This is a genomic window from Mesorhizobium sp. B1-1-5 (assembly GCF_006443065.1).
Lineage (GTDB): Bacteria > Pseudomonadota > Alphaproteobacteria > Rhizobiales > Rhizobiaceae > Mesorhizobium.
The window spans coordinates 128,759-145,059 of record NZ_VFWS01000002.1 but is presented as its reverse complement, the minus strand read 5'-3'; the positions used below and the strand labels follow the sequence as shown (position 1 = coordinate 145,059).

The following is a 16,301-nucleotide window of genomic DNA, read 5'->3' as shown; positions in this document are numbered from 1 at the left end:
CCTTGTGGCGGGCCGGGAGACCCACCTGATCACTGAATGTCCCAGGCCCAAGGAGAGCTGGCACGACGGCAAGCCGTTCACGTCGAAGGACGTGAAATTCACCATCGACCTTGCCAAGAACAAAGCTTCCGGCAGCCTGTTCGCGGCACGCCTGGGCGATATCGCTTCGGTCGAGGCGCCCGATGACAGCACCGTAATCGTCAAGCTGTCGAAGCCGAACGCCTCCTTCCTGTCCATTCTTTCGCAGGTGCTGATCCTGCCGGAACATGCTCTTGCCGGAATGCCGCCGGAGTCGCTGGCAACCAGCACCTGGTGGTCGACCAACCCGGTCGGCACAGGTCCGTTCAAGTTCAAGAAATACGTCACCGACCAATATGTCGAACTGGCCGCGGATGACGATTATCGTGGCGGCAAGCCGAAAGTCGACGTGCTGATTAACCGCTACTTCGAGAGCCCGGCCGCGGCGGTCGCGGCGCTGCGTGCTGGTGAGATCCAATTCACCTATGTCGAGCCTGACGACGCGGCGTCGTTCAAGACCGATTCCAACTTCAAGGTGATCGAAGGCGGCTCCTACGTGGTCAACTATATCGGTCTCAACCAGCAGGTCGACCTGTTCAAGGATCTCAAGGTTCGTCAGGCGATCATGTACGCCATCGACCGTAACGCGATCATAGAGAGCCTCTATGGCGGCGCAGCCAAACCGGCCAACTGCGGCTTTGTGGCGCCGCAACTGGTCCCCGAAGGGCTGGAAACCTACGCCTACGATCCGGCCAAGGCCAAGTCGCTGCTAGCAGAGGTGGGCTGGGACAAGATCAACGGCGACAAGCCCATCACGTTGCTGACCTATTACGGCTCTCCGCAGGCTGCCAATGTCATGGCAGCCATCCAGTCCATGCTGTCACAGGTCGGCATTAACGTCGTGCCGCGTGTCGTCGATACGCCGACCTACAATGGCATCGTCTACAAGGGAGGTACGCCGGACTGGAACGCATTTCCCATGGTCTATGCCGGCCTGCAGAATGGCCCGAACCCGGCTGGCATCAATCCGGGCCTGAACAAGTCGCAGATTCCGCCCGCCGGCTTCAACACCATGCGGATCAAGTTCGACGACCTGAGCGCGGCTTTAGACAAGGCGCTCGGTGAAACCGATGCATCGAAGCTCGATGCCGCTTGGCAGGACGTTTGCAAGGTGATGAACAAGGACCTTCCGTGGGCAACGCTGTGGGAGGCCAATCGCTACGGCGTTGCCTCCAATAAGCTGAAGGATTTCGTCTGGACGCCTGCGCCCGCCGGCGGTCCTTACGCCGCTCATCCCGAGGCCTGGGACATTCAGTGAGCAGGTGGGTCTCCCGGCCCGCCACAAGGGCCGGTTTCCTCTGCGATCCCGCCCACACCATTCACTTGCGGAAAGCCGATGCTGAGCTTCATAGCCCGCCGCTGCGCCACAGGACTGTTGATGCTGGTTGCCTTGAGCCTCCTCATCTTCATCTTGTTGCGCCTGTCGCCTGGCGATCCGATCGACGCATATATCAATCCTTCCGTGCCGATGTCGGCTTCCGATCTCGAGACCCTACGCGACCGCCTCGGTCTCGATCGGCCGCTGCCGCTTCAGTATTTCGGCTGGGTGCGTGCGGCTCTGTCGGGGGATTTCGGCTATTCGATCCAGCGCAGCGGCGTGCGGGTGTTGCCGCTGGTGATGGAGCGCATCGGACCCACGGCTCTCCTGATGGGCGCGGGGCTGGCGATCGCCATTGTCGTCGGTATTACGACCGGTATCTACAGCGCCGTGCGCCGCAACGCCTGGCCCGACATTGCGATGTCCGTGCTGTCGTTCATCGGAATATCGAGTCCGGCCTTCCTGACCGCGCTGCTTGGCCTCTATTTTTTCTCGGTTCTGCTGCGCTGGGCACCGTCAGGCGGCATGCAGACTGCGGGCGCGCCATTCTCGATCTCCGATGTGCTTGCCCATCTAATTCTGCCGGCATGCCTGCTGTCGATCGGCCACGCGGCGCTGATTATGCGTTATATGCGCGCTTCGCTGCTCGAAGTGCTCAACCAGGATTATGTCCGAACCGCCCGGGCCAAAGGCGTGCGAGAGTTCTGGGTGATCATCAAGCACGCCACTCGCAACGCGCTCTTGCCGGTCATCACGCTGATCGGGTCGACCGTTGGCATCGCGATCGGCGGCGCGATCTTCCTGGAGAGCGTCTTCAACTGGCCAGGCATGGGCTTGCTGTTGGTCAACGCCGTCGGCACGCGTGACTATCCCGTCATCATGGGTGCCACGCTGGTGATCGGTGTCTGCGTCATTCTTGTCAACATTCTCACCGATGTTGTCTACGCCTTTGTCGACCCGCGCATCCAGGTGGGGTGATGACGATTGCCGAGATCGAACCACCCATGCAGCGCACCAAAGGTCCATTGCGCCGCGCACTCGGCCGTTTCATCGAGAACCGCGCCGCGCGGGCCGGTCTGGTCATCGTGATCCCCGTGCTGATAGCGGTCATGACCTACCACTGGTGGTGGCCGTACGCTCCTAACGCCATCGACCTGAAGGCCATGAACAAGGGACCGTCCGCCACCCATTGGCTCGGCAGCGACGGTATCGGCCGGGACGTTTTCGCGCGGCTCCTGCAGGGTGGTCGCATCTCGCTGCTGGTTGCCGTCTGCTCGGTCGCGATCTCCACCGTCATTGGCTTCCTCATCGGTGCTATCGCGAGCTTCGGCGGCCGCGTCGTCGATGCAACCGCGATGCGCTTCGTCGATCTCGCCATGACTTTGCCGCCAGTCATCTTCTTGCTCGTTCTTGCCTCGATCGCCGGCACCGGCATCGCGCCGACAATCCTCGTCATCTCGCTGCTATCGTGGCCAGTTCTGTCGCGCATGGTCAGGGCCCGCCTCCTCGAACTGCGCGAACGCGATTTCGTCGTTGCCGCGCGCGGCATGGGGGCAGGGCTGCCGCATCTCCTGTTTCGCCACGGCCTGCCCAATTGCATGGATATCCTCGTCGTCTACGCTACTTTGCAGATCGCCAACGCGATCCTGTTGGAAGCTGGCCTCTCTTTCCTCGGCCTCGGCATCGCACCACCGGAAGCGAGCTGGGGCAATATGCTCAATCTTGCCCGCTCCACCGTCGTCCTCGAACAATACCCCTGGCAGTGGATGTTCCCCGGTGCCGCCCTCGTACTCACGGTCCTCGCCATCAATTTTATTGGCGATGGGCTGCGTGACGCTTTCGACCCCCGATCCGATCTCAACTGAAGGTTTCAAAATGCCACTTTTTACCGGCGTCGTGCCGCCAGTCGTTACGCCCCTCAACAACGACTACAGCATCGACTTTCCGTCACTCACCCGGACGCTGGAGAACCTGCTCGACGGCGGCGTCCACGGACTGTTCGTGCTTGGCTCGACCAGCGAGGTGGTTTTCTACGACGAAGCCGGGCGCAAGGCGATCATCGAGCACGCGGTGAAGGTCAACAACGGCCGCGTTCCGATCTTCGCCGGCGTCATCGATCCGACCACCGACCGTGTCATCAACCATTCGAAGATCGCCAGGTCGGCCGGGGCCGACGCAATCGTCATCACCGCGCCCTTTTACACGCGCACCAGCCAGCCGGAGATCATCGATCATTTCCGCTACATCAAGGATGCGATCGACATCCCGATCATTGCCTATGACATCCCGGTCTGCGTCCATATCAAGCTCGATCGCAAGACGACGGTGACGCTTGCCAAGGAAGGCACCGTGGCCGGCCTGAAAGATTCCAGCGGCGACGATGGCAATCTGCGTTATGTACTGAAAGACATGGCCGGCGACGCCGGCTTCTTCGGCATGACCGGCTCCGAGATCATGGTCGATACTGCTCTCGCCATGGGCGCGCATGGTGTTGTGCCGGGCATCGCCAATGTCGACCCGCACGGCTACGTCAAGATGTGGAACCTGATGCAGGCCGGCAAGCATGCCGAGGCCCGCGTCGAGCAGGAACGCCTGCTGAAGCTGTTCGAGATCGTCTGGATCGCGCTCGGGCGCACCAGCGCCGGTTCAGCCGGCGTCGGCTCCTTCAAGACCGCCATGCGCAGCCTCGGCATCATCGACACCAACAGGATGGCCCGCCCGCAGCGCGATCTCAATGCCGAGGAAACCGCCAAGGTCGACGCGATCCTGCGCGACGTCGGCCTGCTTGGCTGATCATGGAAGCGCCGATCCTCCAGATTGCTGGATTGCGTGCGGTGTTTCGCATTGCGGGGCGCGACATTGCGGCCGTACAGGACGTCGATCTCGAGATCGGCTCCGGCGAGACCGTGGCGCTGGTCGGCGAGTCCGGTTCGGGCAAGTCAGTCACCAGCCTCTCCATCATGGGGCTCCTGGCGCCGAAGATCGGCCATATCGCTCACGGCCATATCTCGATCAGACGACGCGACGGTTCCGTCACCGAGCTGACCGGGCTGGACGCGGAGCAACTGCGCCGCGTGCGCGGCAACGACATCGGCATGGTGTTTCAGGAGCCGATGACCAGCCTGAACCCGGTTTACACTATCGGCGAGCAGATCGCCGAGCCGATGCGCATCCATCTTGGCAAATCGCATCGCGAGGCGGCAGCCGAAGCGGTGCGCTTGCTGATGCAGGTCGGCATCCCGGACCCTGCGCGGCGGGCAAAACAATACCCGCACGAACTCTCGGGCGGCATGCGTCAGCGGGCCACCATTGCCATGGCGCTCGCATGCAACCCGACATTGCTGATTGCCGACGAACCGACGACGGCGCTTGACGTGACGATCCAGGCGCAGATCCTCGATCTGCTTGCCACTCTTCAGGCCGAACGCGGCATGGGCATCCTCTTCGTCACCCACAATCTTGGCGTTGTTGCGGAAATCGCCGACCGCGTGGCCGTCATGTATGCCGGCCGCATCGTCGAGACCGGCCCGGTTGGCGAAGTCTTTGCCCGGCCGCGCCATCCTTACACGACAGGCCTGATGCGATCGGCACCGCGACTTGGCCAAGCAACGGTGCTGAAGGCGGCCGGCACACCGCTGCCGACGATTGCCGGCAATGTCCCCTCGCTGGCCATGCTGCCGGGAGGCTGTTCTTTTGCTCCAAGGTGCCCGATGGCGATCGACTCCTGCCGCGCCGCCGTGCCGCCGCTGTTGCAGGTATCGCCGACACAGACGAGCCGCTGCATCCGCTGGGAGGAGCTATGAGCGCGCCGGCTCCTTATCTGTCCGTTCGCAACCTGACCAAGCATTTCCCGCCGACAGCGTTCTCGCGCGGACCTGTGGTCAAGGCGCTGCAGGATATTTCATTCGACATTCCACGTGGTCAGGTGGTCGGGCTGGTCGGCGAATCCGGTTCCGGCAAGACGACAATTGGCCGTTCCGTGTTGCGGCTGATCGAGCCGACCTCAGGCGAGATACGCTTCGACGGCAAGGACATCGTCAAGCTCGGGGCAAGGGAGCTTCGACGTCAACGCCGCAACATGCAGTATATCTTCCAGGATCCCTTCGCCAGTCTGTCGCCACGCATGACTATCGGCCAGATCCTCACCGAGGGCCTGGATATCCAAGGCATCGGCAATCGGCCCGAGCGCCGCGCCCGCGCCGAAAAGGCGCTCGCCACCGTCGAACTGCCGGTCGACGCCTATGACCGCTACGCGCATGAATTCTCGGGCGGCCAGCGCCAGCGCATCGGCATCGCGCGAGCCCTCATGCTGGAGCCCGAGTTTATCGTCGCAGACGAACCGGTCTCGGCACTCGACGTGTCGATTCAGGCCCAGGTGATCAATCTTCTTCGCGATCTCCAGGTCCGGCTTGGCCTCACCATGCTGTTCATTTCGCATGACCTCGCCGTTGTCGAATATATCTGCGACACGGTCATCGTTCTCTATCTTGGACGCATCATGGAAGTCGCGCCCGCGACCGATCTCTATGTCCGGCCGGGGCATCCCTACACACGGGCATTGCTGTCGGCCGTCCCATCGCCAGATGCGTTCGCCAGGAAGCAACGGCAGATACTGAAAGGCGACATCCCAAGTCCCGCCAACCCGCCGTCGGGATGTGTTTTCAGAACGCGCTGTCCCGCAGCGATGGATGCCTGTGCCGGCGCCGTGCCACGGCTACGGGAGATAGCTCCTGGACGTATGAAGGCATGCATTCGCGACGACATAGGCTGAACATGGCAGCCTAAAAATTGGAGTAGTTCTGATACGTTTTTGGCCCTCAAAGGGTCGGGATCTTATCCCGCCCCCAAGCGCGCCTCATCGATCGGAAGCCGCTCGTGGTGCGGCTTTCGTGCCAGAGGCGCCATTCGGCCTGCCTTTTTTCTCCTCATCTGACCCAGCCCGCAAGCCTGCGATGCGCTACACCAAAATCTCCGCCAGCGTCGCCGTCGACGATGTGCCTCGCGCTGTTTTCCAAACTCACAGAGCTGTCTGCGCCTGGTCAGGGCGCTGGCCGTCGAAACCAACGAAAACTGGATGGAGGCCAACCGCTACATCAAGGTGGTCGACCTGCGCGAGCACAAGAAGCTCGCTCTGCGCCAAGCCGCATGACCAGCAACATGGCCGCCGCTGCTTGACGCACACAACCTTCACGCGGGCCTTCAGCAACCGTTTGATCTACTTGCGGAAACGGTCGCATCCGGAGCCACAATACGCCACCGCTGACAGCATTATCAACAGGGAGTCCAGTTGGCTGGGGTTCTTGGAAGCTTTTCGAACTTTCTGGGTCGCGCCTCAGCCCGAATTGCGGGTGCTTATGGACAAAGTGGGACACTAGATTCGGGTTGGATAGTTTGGCAGGCATCGACTTTCTCGCACAGATGGCTTGCGCGTCCCCGTTAGTCCGTAGCGAGTGGACCCCAGGCGGTCGGCAGAGGCGCCTGCTCAGCGGCGCTGCGTGGCGCGCTGGCTCCGTAGTCAGGTTAAGACTGAGTTGACGGTGAGTGTTGCAGGCGATCTCGGCCTCAAGTGAGGCCATGCCGAACGAGATGGCGAACGACCGGCGGAAACATCTGCTGGCCGATATATGATCCCATGTTCGTGTTCTCGAAGAGTGCTTCGGCAAGGGCATTATCCTCGACCGCCGGAATACCGGCGTGGCGCGCTTGAGCTAATATCTCGTTGGCAGCGCGCCCCTGACCCTTGGAGACAACCGTCGGCACCGGCGTTTCGCCCCTGATGTAACGCAACGCCACGGCCCGGTCGCCGGATATAAAGACGATAACCGCATTTTTCACGCCCAGCTTCGCCGGTCGTATCACCGCTTCGCGCCGCTGCCGCTGCTGTTCATGGCGGATCAATGGGTCGCCTTCGAGATCCTTGTGTTCGCGCTTGTACTCGGTTGTTGTCATGCGCATGTCGCGAAGAAACAGCCAGCGTTGAATGGGGACATCGATCACGCCGATGACGACGAAAGCCAGGCCGGCGGCGATTCCCAGCGGCGTCAGGACTGCTTGGATCACCGGCCCAAGGCATGACGGGCCGCAACCCGGCGCCTCGAATAGCGGCTGCAGCCATATGATCAGCACGAAGACGAAGAGGCATGCCAGCAGCACCAGTTTGATCAGGCCCTTGGCAAACTCGATGACGTTGCGGAGCGACAGGATCTTCTGCAGGCCCTTGGCCGGATTTATGTGGTCGAACTGCGGTTTGAGCGGCTCGAACGAGAGGACCGGCCCGAACGTCCCCAGCATGCCGAAGACCGCGGTGAGAACGACAACGATGCTGACCAGCGGCAGAGTGGCAATCATCAGCAGCGAGAAGAAATGACGGATGGCGCGCAGGCTGACATCGCCGAACGAATCGCCGGTCACGGTCACGGTTTGCACGAGTTCTGAAAGGTGCCTGAAGAGCATCGGCCAGGAAAAATAAAGATATGCGAGCGCTGCGAAGAAAGTGAAGCCGGAGATCAGGTCGCGGCTCTGGGGAACCTGGCCTTTGCGGCGCGCGTCGCGCAGCTTCTTGTCGGAAGCCGGTAGCTTCTTTTCCTCAGCTTCTTCGGCCATGTTGCAATCTTACCGCACTGTTGTGGTTCCGGTCGGCCCGTGCGCTGTGTAAGGTGGCGCCGGGCTTGAATACGGAGAGGTGGATATGCGGTTGCATGTCGTATTCTTGCCTGTGGCCATGGCCCTGGCGCTGTCCGCTTGCCAGACGGCCAAAACAGGCTCGACCGACGCGAGGACCCAAGGCCCGTCCTCTCAGTCGGATCGGTTGATCAAGCTTGCCGACGATATCGATGCGCGCGGGGAAAGCGATACCGCAATAGCGCTCTATCAGCGTGCGGCTACGATGCCGGACGCCAACGCGGGCGCGTTCGTCAAGGCCGGCGACGCCTATATGCGGGCCGGGTATCCGGCCGATGCCGCCAAGGCCTATCAGGCCGCGCTCGCAAAAGCTCCCAACGAGGGGAAAGCGATGCTCGGCCTTGGCTCGGCGATGATAGAGGCGGGCGACATCGATGCCGGCATGCGCGCGCTCGCGCAGGCAGCGCCTCTGGTCAACACCAGCGCCGCCTATAACCGTCTGGGCGTGGCGCAGACATTCGCCGGCCAGACCACCGAAGCGCAGGCCACTTTCGCCCAGGCGTTGAAACTCGCGCCCGGCGATCTCGACGTCGAGACCAACATGGCATTGGCGGCAGCCCTCGAAGACAATTCCGCGGCGGCATTGCCGCTGGTGCAGAAGATTGCCGCCGCACCCAATGCGCAGTTGCACCAGAAGCGCAATGTCGTGATGGTCTACGGACTTATTGGGCAGGTCGATCAGGTCAAGGCCTCGCCGCCTATCGGTCTGACGACCAAGGAGGTGGCCATCTTGCTGGCGCGTGCCAGGACCATCCGTTCGAAGGGCAGCACGCAGGCCAAAGCCAAAGCGCTCGGCTCCATCCTGGGCTAAAGCAGTTCCAGGAAAAGTGCGGAGCGGTTTTCCGTCCGGAATTGCGTTGAAGCAACGAGATGAAGTGGCTCGCCGTTTCCGTGAAACTGTGACCTGTTCCAGCGCGTCGGAGCGCAAGACCTGCGCCGATCTCGCACCAAGCTTGACGCATGGCGCGGTGCTGCGGGCGCGCAGTCGGCATAGGCTCACTCGACTGACTGCGTCGTTTGCGGCATCGCCGGCGCAGTTGTGTTGGCTCCGCCTGTCGGAGCCTCCTCGCCATCGAGGTAACGACGGGCCGCTCGCGCCGTCGGCGCCGCCGGCGCCGCTCCCATGCGCCGGCCTTCGATCAGGTCGCGCTGGCTTTCGGACATGCGCTGCAGATTGTAGGCATTGGCGCAGCCGGACGGCAGGTGGGAGCCGACGCCGGACACGATCGTCAGATCGGTTCTGGCGGCCGGATTGTCATCATCGGCCGGTTCGGCCAGGCATGCGTTGGGAGCCAGAACGGAGCCGCTGACGCCTTTCTCGGAGCCGCCGGTATCGGTCGAAACATAGCTGTAGCCGGGCGAGTAATCCTGCCGCTGTTGCGGGCTGTTCATGCAGCCGGCCAGAAACAACGTCGGAAAAACGGAGCAGAAAGCGATGCGCAATATCATGGTCGTTTCCCGCTATTTGATGATCAGACCGGTCGATGACGCGTCGTTGGCGTGCTTGCGACTGAGGCGCTTGGCAGCCGGACGGTCGAGCGGGGTGGCGAGACTGTCACGCACCGGCGCGACCAGATAGGGCGTGATCAGGATGACCAGTTCGGTCTCTTCGTGCTGGAACCGCTGCGACTGAAAAAGGGGCCCAAGCACGGGCACGTCGCCGAGAACTGGAAATTTCTCCAGGTTGCGTGAGGTGCGCTGCTGGAAGAGGCCGGCAATCGCAAAGGTCTGACCGCTTGCCACCTCCACCGTGGTGTCGGCTCGTCGCACCACAAAGCTTGGCATGGCAAAGCCGTTGGCGCTTACGGAGCCGGAATCCGACAAAGAGCTGACCTCCGGCTGGACGTGCAGCGCGATGCGATTGCGGCCGATGAGCGTTGGGGTGAAACCGAGGGACACGCCGAAAGGTTTGTATTGAATGGTGGTGACGTCGGATCCCTGCGCGATAGGCACGGGGATCTCGCCACCAGCCAGAAAGTTCGCCGTCTGTCCGGTCACCGCGGTCAGGTTCGGCTCGGCTAGTATCTTGACGACGCCATTGCGTTGCAGGGCTTCGATGAGGACATCGAAATTGAGGCCGTGCGCCTGGTTTAGGCCCAGACCAAAGTTCCCACCGCTGCCAGAAGGCACGCCATTGTCCTGGAACATGTTGAATTCGAAGCCGCCGCTCTTGTAGCCGACGGACCAGTCGACGCCGTATGACTGCAACTCCGTGCGCGAGACTTCGGCAAAGCGGACCCGGATGTTGACCTGCTGCGAGCCCTGCACGGTCATATTGTTCAGCGGCGGCTGTTCCGGCGGCGAGAAGGTTCTTGCGACATTTTCCAGATCCTTTGCCTCGTCGACACCTCGTGCTTCGCCCGTGATGGCGATGCGAGTTCCGAAAATGTGCAGATTTGTCGCCGAATTCGGCTGCATTGCGTGCTTGGCCTCGTTGGCGGGTGTGATGTCGGGCGTGACGCGGAATTGAGCGGTTGCCTCGATCCGCTCATCGGCCGTGACCGCAATGAGATTGGTCAGGCCGGGTTTGAGGCCAAAGACATAGACCAAACTTGGCGATACGATCTGCAGGTCCGCGATCGTGGTATCCGCGACCAGCACGGATTCGACCGGCTCATTGAACCGCAGCAAGCGTCCTTGCCCGACCGGAAGATCGAGACTTGGCCTGCTCGGCAGCGGCGACGCGTTCTGCGCCGCCGCGCCTGCGATCGTGAACAACAATGCCAGCAAAACGCCAGTCGTCGCGATCGCGAGCCAGCGCATATCCGTCCGCCCAGCGGCGCGTCGGACGCCTGCCGCGGTATCGTGGATCGTCATGCCGTTCCTCTCCTGATTCCCCAGATGTCCCCATTCGTCCGGCCGCCGTCAGGAGACTGTCTCCCGCGAGGCTTTCGCCGAAGCCGAGGGCAGCGCCTGGGCGCGCCCGCCGGCTCTTCCGCTGCGGCCGGTGATCGTGGCCAGCGGCTGGACGTTGAATTCCTGCGCAAGTTCCTGGAAGGACAGGACCGGAAGCTCGATCGCATTGTGCGAGAGCAGGCTGCGCATGTGACGGCGCACGTCCATCGCTGCAAGGACGACCGGCGAGGCGTCGGTGGCGTTGTGCGACAGGGCTCGCTCGATTTCGCTTACCAAGGCCTGCGCATCGTCGTCCGAGAGGTTCAGGAACGTGCCTGACGATGTGCTTTGCAGAGCGTTTCGCAGGATATCCTCGGCGGAGCGTTGCAGCACGTAGGCTGCGATGATGTTGTTGCGGCCGGCGGAACGGAAGCTGATCTGGCGCTTCAGGGACGTGCGGACATACTCGGTCAACAGGAAAACGTCCTGTTCGCGTTGACCCCATTCGATCAGCGCTTCGAGGATAAGGCGCAGATTGCGGATCGGCACGTTTTCGCCGACAAGCCGGCGAAGCACTTCCGCGATTTTCTGCAGCGGTACGATCTCCTGCGCCTGTCGGACAAGATCCGCATAGTCCGGCTCCATGTCCGACAGAAGCCTGCGCGTCTCCTGGATCCCGACGAAATGTCCCGCATACAGCCGAAGTGCGTTTGCGGTCCATCTGGCCGCCGTCTCGGCCGGCGTGGCGAAGGCGAAGCCGCCGTCTTTCAGTATCGATATTTGGCTCTCATCGACCCACGCGAATCTGCGCTGGCCGGCGATTGAAGAAGCTTTCTCGTAAGTCAGCTCGAGCAGATCGAGATGCGTCGGGTCGGCTTCGACGAGAACACGGCCGTCAGGGATTTCGGCGTCCAGGATGGGCGCGCCTTCCAGATCGATGCGGATGGTTCGCGGCGAGAGCGTCTCGTCGGCCTGCATGCCGATGGCCGGCACGTCGACACCGAGATCGCCGAAGAGTTCGCGGCGAACGCCGTCGGCAAGCGCAGCGAATTCGGGCTCCGGAATTGCCGCCGCGAGTTCGACTCCGAAGCGCACGACGATGCGGTAGGAAGCAGCCAGCGTTCCGGTGGAGATTGCAGAATGCGAAGCCGAACCACCGCGTTGTTCCTGCGCCGCGATCTGGCCGATGTCCCGGGCTTCGGAGTCCCCGGCATCGCGGCGATTGATTGCATAGGCGCCCGCGCCGAAGCAGGCGCCAAGGGCCAGGAACACGACAAAGGGGAAGCCTGGCACCATGGCAAGGCCAACCATGATCACCGCCGCGAGGGCGAGTGCTCGCGAGTCCCTGAAGAGCTGGCTGGTTATCTGCCGGCCAAGGTCGCCCGTTCCGTCCGCGCTGCCGACGCGCGTCACCATCGTGCCGGCGGCGATCGCGACCAGCAGCGCCGGGATCTGGGCCACCAGCCCGTCGCCCACGGTGAGCAACGAATAGGTCGCGGCCGCGTCCCCCAGCGACATGTCGTGCTGCAGCGTGCCGACGGCGAAACCCCCGATCAGATTGACCAGGATGATGACGATGCCGGCGATGACATCGCCCTTGACGAATTTCATGGCGCCATCCATCGCGCCGAACAGTTGGCTCTCGCGCTCCAACTGCTGGCGCAGGCGGCGTGCTTCAGCCTGATCGATATCGCCGTTGCGCAGCTCGGCATCGATGCTCATCTGCTTGCCCGGCAGCGCATCAAGCGTGAAGCGCGCGGCCACCTCGGCGACGCGTTCCGCGCCTCGTGCGACCACGATGAACTGCGCGACGGTAATGATGAGGAAGATGACCAGGCCGACCGCGATGCTGCCGCCGACAACGAAGGTGCCGAAGGCGGTGATGATCTCGCCGGCGTCGGCCTGCAGCAGGATCAGCCGCGTGGTCGTGATCGTGATCGCCAGCCGGAACAAGGTGGCGATGAGGATGACCGACGGCAGCGACGAAAACTGAAGCGGGTGAGAAACGTAAAACGACGCCAGCAGGATGAGCACGCTTATGGCGATATTTGCGGTGATGAGGAAGTCGACGAGAAAGGTCGGCAGGGGAATGAGCATCATCACCACTGCAACCAGCATCAGGACGGCGATGACCAGGTCGCTGCGGCGTGACAGCCTGGCCAGGAGTTGCAGAAGTCGCTCCGACGCGGTCATCAGGCAGCCCGACGCGACAGGAAGCTGAGCAACGCGCTGTGCGCCTCGCTTTTGCGCCCGGCGCCGAGCAGGGCCCGACTCTTCAGCAATGCAAGCACCGGGTGGTCCATTCCTTCCAAAGTCTCCAGCCTGGCAATCGTCGCAAGCGCCTTTTCGGCCTCGCCATCCAGTATGAGCAGGTGCGCCAGCGTCCTGAGAACGCCGGCATTTTCCGGTGAGAGCTGCGCGGCGATAAGCAGGTACGCCGCGCCCCGCTTTGCCTGCCCATGACAACCGTAGAGATAGCCCAGGACATGCAGCAGATGGGCGGTGTCATGCGGGTCGGTCAGATTTCGATTCCTTCCTGCAGGCGGCCAAGCAGGTCGCGATGACGTTCGATTTCATCCTCGATCAGCGTTCTGGCGAGCGTTTTGAGTTGCTCGCCGCCCTCAAGGTCCGGGACCAGGTTCGCTATGAAATGCTGCAAAATAGGCACCGAACGGCGCAGGATGGCCGGCTCCGGAATGGCGGGCATGACGAAGTTGCTGAGTATTTCATCCAGCGATTCGCCGGCGGCCTCTCCAGAGGCTTGGAATTCCGCCCTCTCGGGCCTCTCCGCGGCAGCGGCCGATTTCGTCCCCGCAGCACCCTTCGCGGCTTTGTCGGCGCCATTCATCCGTCGCCGGCTGATCGTTTGACCACGCACGCCTTCGGCCTGATGCACGTCGCGGCCGGCAGTCTCCATCCTCGCCGAATCGAGGCGCGGCCCTTCGAGCCGGCGGCTCACGGATATTTCAGCGCGACCGTGGCGCCGCCCTTGGTCAGCAGAAGTTCCGTCTCACCGATATGCTTGATAGTCCAGCCGTCATCGGTGAATGCGCCTTCGTGATAGCGTGCGCCGTCGGCTGCGATGACGTAGGGCCGGTCGCCATACCAGATCGCCTGCAGCATCAGGCGCGGCGCCTGCTGTGCGTTGCCGGTCATGACGTTGGATACGAGGGTAACTTGACCGCCGAAGGTCTGGTCGAACCAGGATTGCGTCTCGGTCCAGACGCCGCTCTTGTCATCGGGAATCACGCCGGAAACCACGAGGCGCCCGGGCGATCGCTGGACGGCTACGGAGCTTATGCCGGACTGATCAAGACGCTGTTTGAGCTGGCTTTCCGCATCGGCGACGGTTTGAATCTGCGCCGGCGATGAATCGTCCAGCACTTCCTGCCCGCGCTCGCCGGCGAATGCCATTTTGACCGGTTGATCGTCTCGAGACGATGCCTGCGAGCCAATATCTGACTTGGCGAGATCTGATTTGGCGAGCGAGAACCCGTTGGCAGCGACAGAAACGGCAAAAACGGCAAGAAGAACGCTGCCGGCAACCAACATGGAGCGGTTGCCGAGCGACCACTGGCTCGATGGGCGTTGCGGATTGACCAGCCGGATTCGGGCGTCGCCGATAGCGATGACAAACGGCAACCTGCAGCGGCTGCCCTGTCCTTGACGGATGATTTCGCCTGTGGGGAGCGCAACATCGCCGCCGACGGCTTCGATTTCAAACTGGTTGCCCCTGCGCCGCAGCCTGGCGTGGATCGGGGCGATGCCTGCATCCCTGAGGACGATGTCCGATTCGGTGCTGGAGCCGATCGTATACAGGGCCTCAACCAGGCTGAGTTCGGCGCCGGCATGAAAACCGTGGGTTACGCTGAGCGCGATGGACTGTGCGGATGACGGCGACGGGGCGATAATCGATCGCAGCCGACGCGCCGGCACAGCGTCCAAATATCTGCCGACAGGACTACCGGTCATGCCACTTCATCTCCCGCCAATGGCGATTTCAAATGCAGCCGGACTTCCGTCAGGCAAGTGCGCCGCCGGTCGCTGTCGGCGGCGCATAGATTTGAGCATGCTTCGCGTCAGGCCTTCTCAGCCGACTCGCCGAGCGTCTTGGCGGTGCTCATCAGCATGTCATGCTGTGATTTCGCGATATCTTTCGTGATCTCCAGGTTAAACATGCGTTCCTGTTGCTTGATCATCTTGTCCAGGTTTTGTTCCGGTGACCCTGCAGAACCGGACGTAATGGGAGGGGTGGCAGCCATCATTGTCTCCTTGAGGGGCTGTTCAGGTTGCAAGCCCAGGCTCGTGCACGCGGTCCAGGACCTTGCAGTCGCAATCTAGGGCAGGGCGATCGAAAATGAAAGTCCACTTGGAATATATGAGCGAGTTTTGTTCCAACTGTTGCGTTCCGGGCGTTCGCGGAGTAACCTGAGCGACGGGGTGAATGGGGTGATTGGGAATGGAAAAAGGTCCTTTGGCGGAGCTGTTGGCCGAACGGTTTGAGACGATGCCGCCGCAACTGCGGATCGCAGCGCGTTTTGTGCTGGATCATCCTAAGGATGTGGCGCTGATGTCGATGCGCGAGCAGGCCCAGCAGGCCGGCGTTTCGCACAGCACGATGATGCGATTGGCGCGGTGGCTCGGCCTTGAAGGCTATGAGGACATGCGCAGCCTTTATGCGCGCGCGCTGCGCGAGACGACAGGAGGATTGCCGGCACGGCAGGGCATCGAACGGGACGGCGATTTGGGATTCTCGACGGTCGGCGTCGTTGCCGACGCTCTCGCCGCGCAGATCTCAAGTCTTGGCGAATACGGTAGCGCCATGCAATTCAACGCAGCCGCCGACCTCGTTGCCGGATCGCGCAATCTTTTCGGCCTCGGCCTACGCTCGGCTTATCCGGTCGCGAGCCATTTCGTTGACATCATGTCGTTGGCGGCCAGCGGCGACCGCAAGGTGATGCTGGTCGGCGAGATGACCGGTCAAGGTCTGGAGGCCCTTCAGCACGCGGGACGCGGCGACGTGCTCCTTGCCATCGGCATGTCGCCGTACGAGCGCACGACGATAGAGGTGGCGCGCCAGTCGGCCCGGCAGGGCGTCGGCGTGGTGGCGATTACCGACAGCAGCGTGTCCCCGCTGACCCGGATCGCGCGGGAAGCGATCATCGTTACCTCGAATTCGCAATCGTTCTTCCGAAGCATGGCGCCCGCATTCGCCGCCGTCGAAATCCTGGCGGCGCTGACGGCGCCGCGGTCCGGAACGGATGCCGCGGAACGCGTGAAACAGTCGGAAGAACAGCTTGCTGCTTTCGGCATCTATTGGAAGCCCCCTCGATAACCGCGGAAGGCTGCGATCGGGGCGGGTGAAACGGCGGCCGGGCCGCCGGCAACC

The 16,301-nt window shown here is 62.3% G+C and carries 15 protein-coding genes and 1 pseudogene; 9 read left to right on the top strand and 7 right to left on the bottom strand.

Annotated features, from left to right (window positions below; translation table 11 throughout):
* The 7 genes and pseudogenes from FJ980_RS01750 to FJ980_RS01720 all read left to right on the top strand — a co-directional run.
* Positions 1-1,336, top strand: a 1,336-nt coding sequence (locus FJ980_RS01750; RefSeq protein ID WP_140541226.1) for an ABC transporter substrate-binding protein, incomplete at its 5' end; no start/stop codon positions are given.
* A gap of 78 nt (positions 1,337-1,414) precedes the next feature.
* The gene (locus FJ980_RS01745; protein WP_140541225.1) at positions 1,415-2,374 is read left to right on the top strand and encodes an ABC transporter permease; all 960 of its coding nucleotides are present in this window, start codon (positions 1,415-1,417) and stop codon (positions 2,372-2,374) included.
* Entirely contained in the window at positions 2,374-3,261 is an 888-nt protein-coding gene (locus tag FJ980_RS01740) for an ABC transporter permease (protein ID WP_246676276.1), read from the top strand. Before FJ980_RS01745 ends, FJ980_RS01740 begins: the two co-directional genes overlap by 1 nt.
* Positions 3,262-3,271: 10 nt before the next feature.
* Positions 3,272-4,189 carry a dihydrodipicolinate synthase family protein gene (locus FJ980_RS01735; protein ID WP_140541224.1) on the top strand — a complete coding sequence of 306 codons (918 nt, stop codon included), beginning with the start codon at positions 3,272-3,274 and terminating at the stop codon, positions 4,187-4,189.
* Positions 4,189-5,199 carry an ABC transporter ATP-binding protein gene (locus FJ980_RS01730; protein ID WP_140541243.1) on the top strand — a complete coding sequence of 337 codons (1,011 nt, stop codon included), beginning with the start codon at positions 4,189-4,191 and terminating at the stop codon, positions 5,197-5,199. The genes FJ980_RS01735 and FJ980_RS01730 overlap by 1 nt, the downstream gene beginning before the upstream one ends.
* Entirely contained in the window at positions 5,196-6,167 is a 972-nt protein-coding gene (locus tag FJ980_RS01725) for an ABC transporter ATP-binding protein (protein ID WP_140541223.1), read from the top strand. Before FJ980_RS01730 ends, FJ980_RS01725 begins: the two co-directional genes overlap by 4 nt.
* A 216-nt stretch (positions 6,168-6,383) precedes the next feature.
* Positions 6,384-6,545: pseudogene (locus FJ980_RS01720) on the top strand (transposase); the annotation flags it as partial.
* A 413-nt stretch (positions 6,546-6,958) separates the two neighbouring features.
* Here FJ980_RS01720 and FJ980_RS01715 read toward each other — a convergent pair.
* Positions 6,959-7,999, bottom strand: a complete 1,041-nt coding sequence (locus FJ980_RS01715; protein WP_140541222.1) for an EscU/YscU/HrcU family type III secretion system export apparatus switch protein — start codon at positions 7,997-7,999, stop codon at positions 6,959-6,961.
* A gap of 85 nt (positions 8,000-8,084) precedes the next feature.
* On the opposite strand from FJ980_RS01715, the gene FJ980_RS01710 reads away from it, so the two are divergent.
* Complete coding sequence (locus FJ980_RS01710) at positions 8,085-8,888, top strand: tetratricopeptide repeat protein (RefSeq protein WP_140541221.1); 804 nt, start codon at positions 8,085-8,087, stop codon at positions 8,886-8,888.
* Positions 8,889-9,073: 185 nt separating this feature from the next.
* On the opposite strand, the gene FJ980_RS01705 is transcribed toward FJ980_RS01710, so the two are convergent.
* The 6 genes from FJ980_RS01705 to FJ980_RS01675 form a co-directional block, all read right to left on the bottom strand.
* Positions 9,074-9,526, bottom strand: a complete 453-nt coding sequence (locus FJ980_RS01705; RefSeq protein WP_140541220.1) for a hypothetical protein — start codon at positions 9,524-9,526, stop codon at positions 9,074-9,076.
* A gap of 12 nt (positions 9,527-9,538) precedes the next feature.
* Complete coding sequence (locus FJ980_RS01700) at positions 9,539-10,894, bottom strand: type II and III secretion system protein family protein (protein WP_140541219.1); 1,356 nt, start codon at positions 10,892-10,894, stop codon at positions 9,539-9,541.
* A 48-nt stretch (positions 10,895-10,942) separates the two neighbouring features.
* Positions 10,943-13,105, bottom strand: a complete 2,163-nt coding sequence (sctV, locus tag FJ980_RS01695; protein ID WP_140541218.1) for a type III secretion system export apparatus subunit SctV — start codon at positions 13,103-13,105, stop codon at positions 10,943-10,945.
* 325 nt (positions 13,106-13,430) lie between these two features.
* Positions 13,431-13,871, bottom strand: coding sequence for a hypothetical protein (locus FJ980_RS01685; RefSeq protein ID WP_246676275.1), 441 nt, complete (start codon positions 13,869-13,871; stop codon positions 13,431-13,433).
* The gene (locus FJ980_RS01680; protein ID WP_140541217.1) at positions 13,868-14,884 is read right to left on the bottom strand and encodes an EscD/YscD/HrpQ family type III secretion system periplasmic domain-containing protein; all 1,017 of its coding nucleotides are present in this window, start codon (positions 14,882-14,884) and stop codon (positions 13,868-13,870) included. Before FJ980_RS01680 ends, FJ980_RS01685 begins: the two co-directional genes overlap by 4 nt.
* Before the next feature lie 107 nt (positions 14,885-14,991).
* Positions 14,992-15,177, bottom strand: coding sequence for a hypothetical protein (locus tag FJ980_RS01675; RefSeq protein WP_140541216.1), 186 nt, complete (start codon positions 15,175-15,177; stop codon positions 14,992-14,994).
* Positions 15,178-15,398: 221 nt separating this feature from the next.
* On the opposite strand from FJ980_RS01675, the gene FJ980_RS01670 reads away from it, so the two are divergent.
* Positions 15,399-16,247: a MurR/RpiR family transcriptional regulator gene (locus tag FJ980_RS01670; RefSeq protein WP_246676274.1), complete on the top strand. Its 849-nt coding sequence runs from the start codon at positions 15,399-15,401 to the stop codon at positions 16,245-16,247.
* The last annotated feature ends 54 nt before the right edge of the window (positions 16,248-16,301 follow it).

Bases quoted from the DNA above. Each gene is read 5' to 3' on its own strand.
- FJ980_RS01745 (WP_140541225.1), top strand. From the start codon at position 1,415: ATGCTGAGCTTCATAGCCCGCCGCTGCGCCACAGGACTGTTGATGCTG.
- FJ980_RS01740 (WP_246676276.1), top strand. From the start codon at position 2,374: ATGACGATTGCCGAGATCGAACCACCCATGCAGCGCACCAAAGGTCCA.
- FJ980_RS01735 (WP_140541224.1), top strand. From the start codon at position 3,272: ATGCCACTTTTTACCGGCGTCGTGCCGCCAGTCGTTACGCCCCTCAAC.
- FJ980_RS01725 (WP_140541223.1), top strand. From the start codon at position 5,196: ATGAGCGCGCCGGCTCCTTATCTGTCCGTTCGCAACCTGACCAAGCAT.
- FJ980_RS01715 (WP_140541222.1), bottom strand. From the start codon at position 7,999: ATGGCCGAAGAAGCTGAGGAAAAGAAGCTACCGGCTTCCGACAAGAAG.
- FJ980_RS01710 (WP_140541221.1), top strand. From the start codon at position 8,085: ATGCGGTTGCATGTCGTATTCTTGCCTGTGGCCATGGCCCTGGCGCTG.
- FJ980_RS01705 (WP_140541220.1), bottom strand. From the start codon at position 9,526: ATGATATTGCGCATCGCTTTCTGCTCCGTTTTTCCGACGTTGTTTCTG.
- FJ980_RS01700 (WP_140541219.1), bottom strand. From the start codon at position 10,894: ATGACGATCCACGATACCGCGGCAGGCGTCCGACGCGCCGCTGGGCGG.
- sctV (WP_140541218.1), bottom strand. From the start codon at position 13,105: ATGACCGCGTCGGAGCGACTTCTGCAACTCCTGGCCAGGCTGTCACGC.
- FJ980_RS01680 (WP_140541217.1), bottom strand. From the start codon at position 14,884: ATGACCGGTAGTCCTGTCGGCAGATATTTGGACGCTGTGCCGGCGCGT.
- FJ980_RS01675 (WP_140541216.1), bottom strand. From the start codon at position 15,177: ATGATGGCTGCCACCCCTCCCATTACGTCCGGTTCTGCAGGGTCACCG.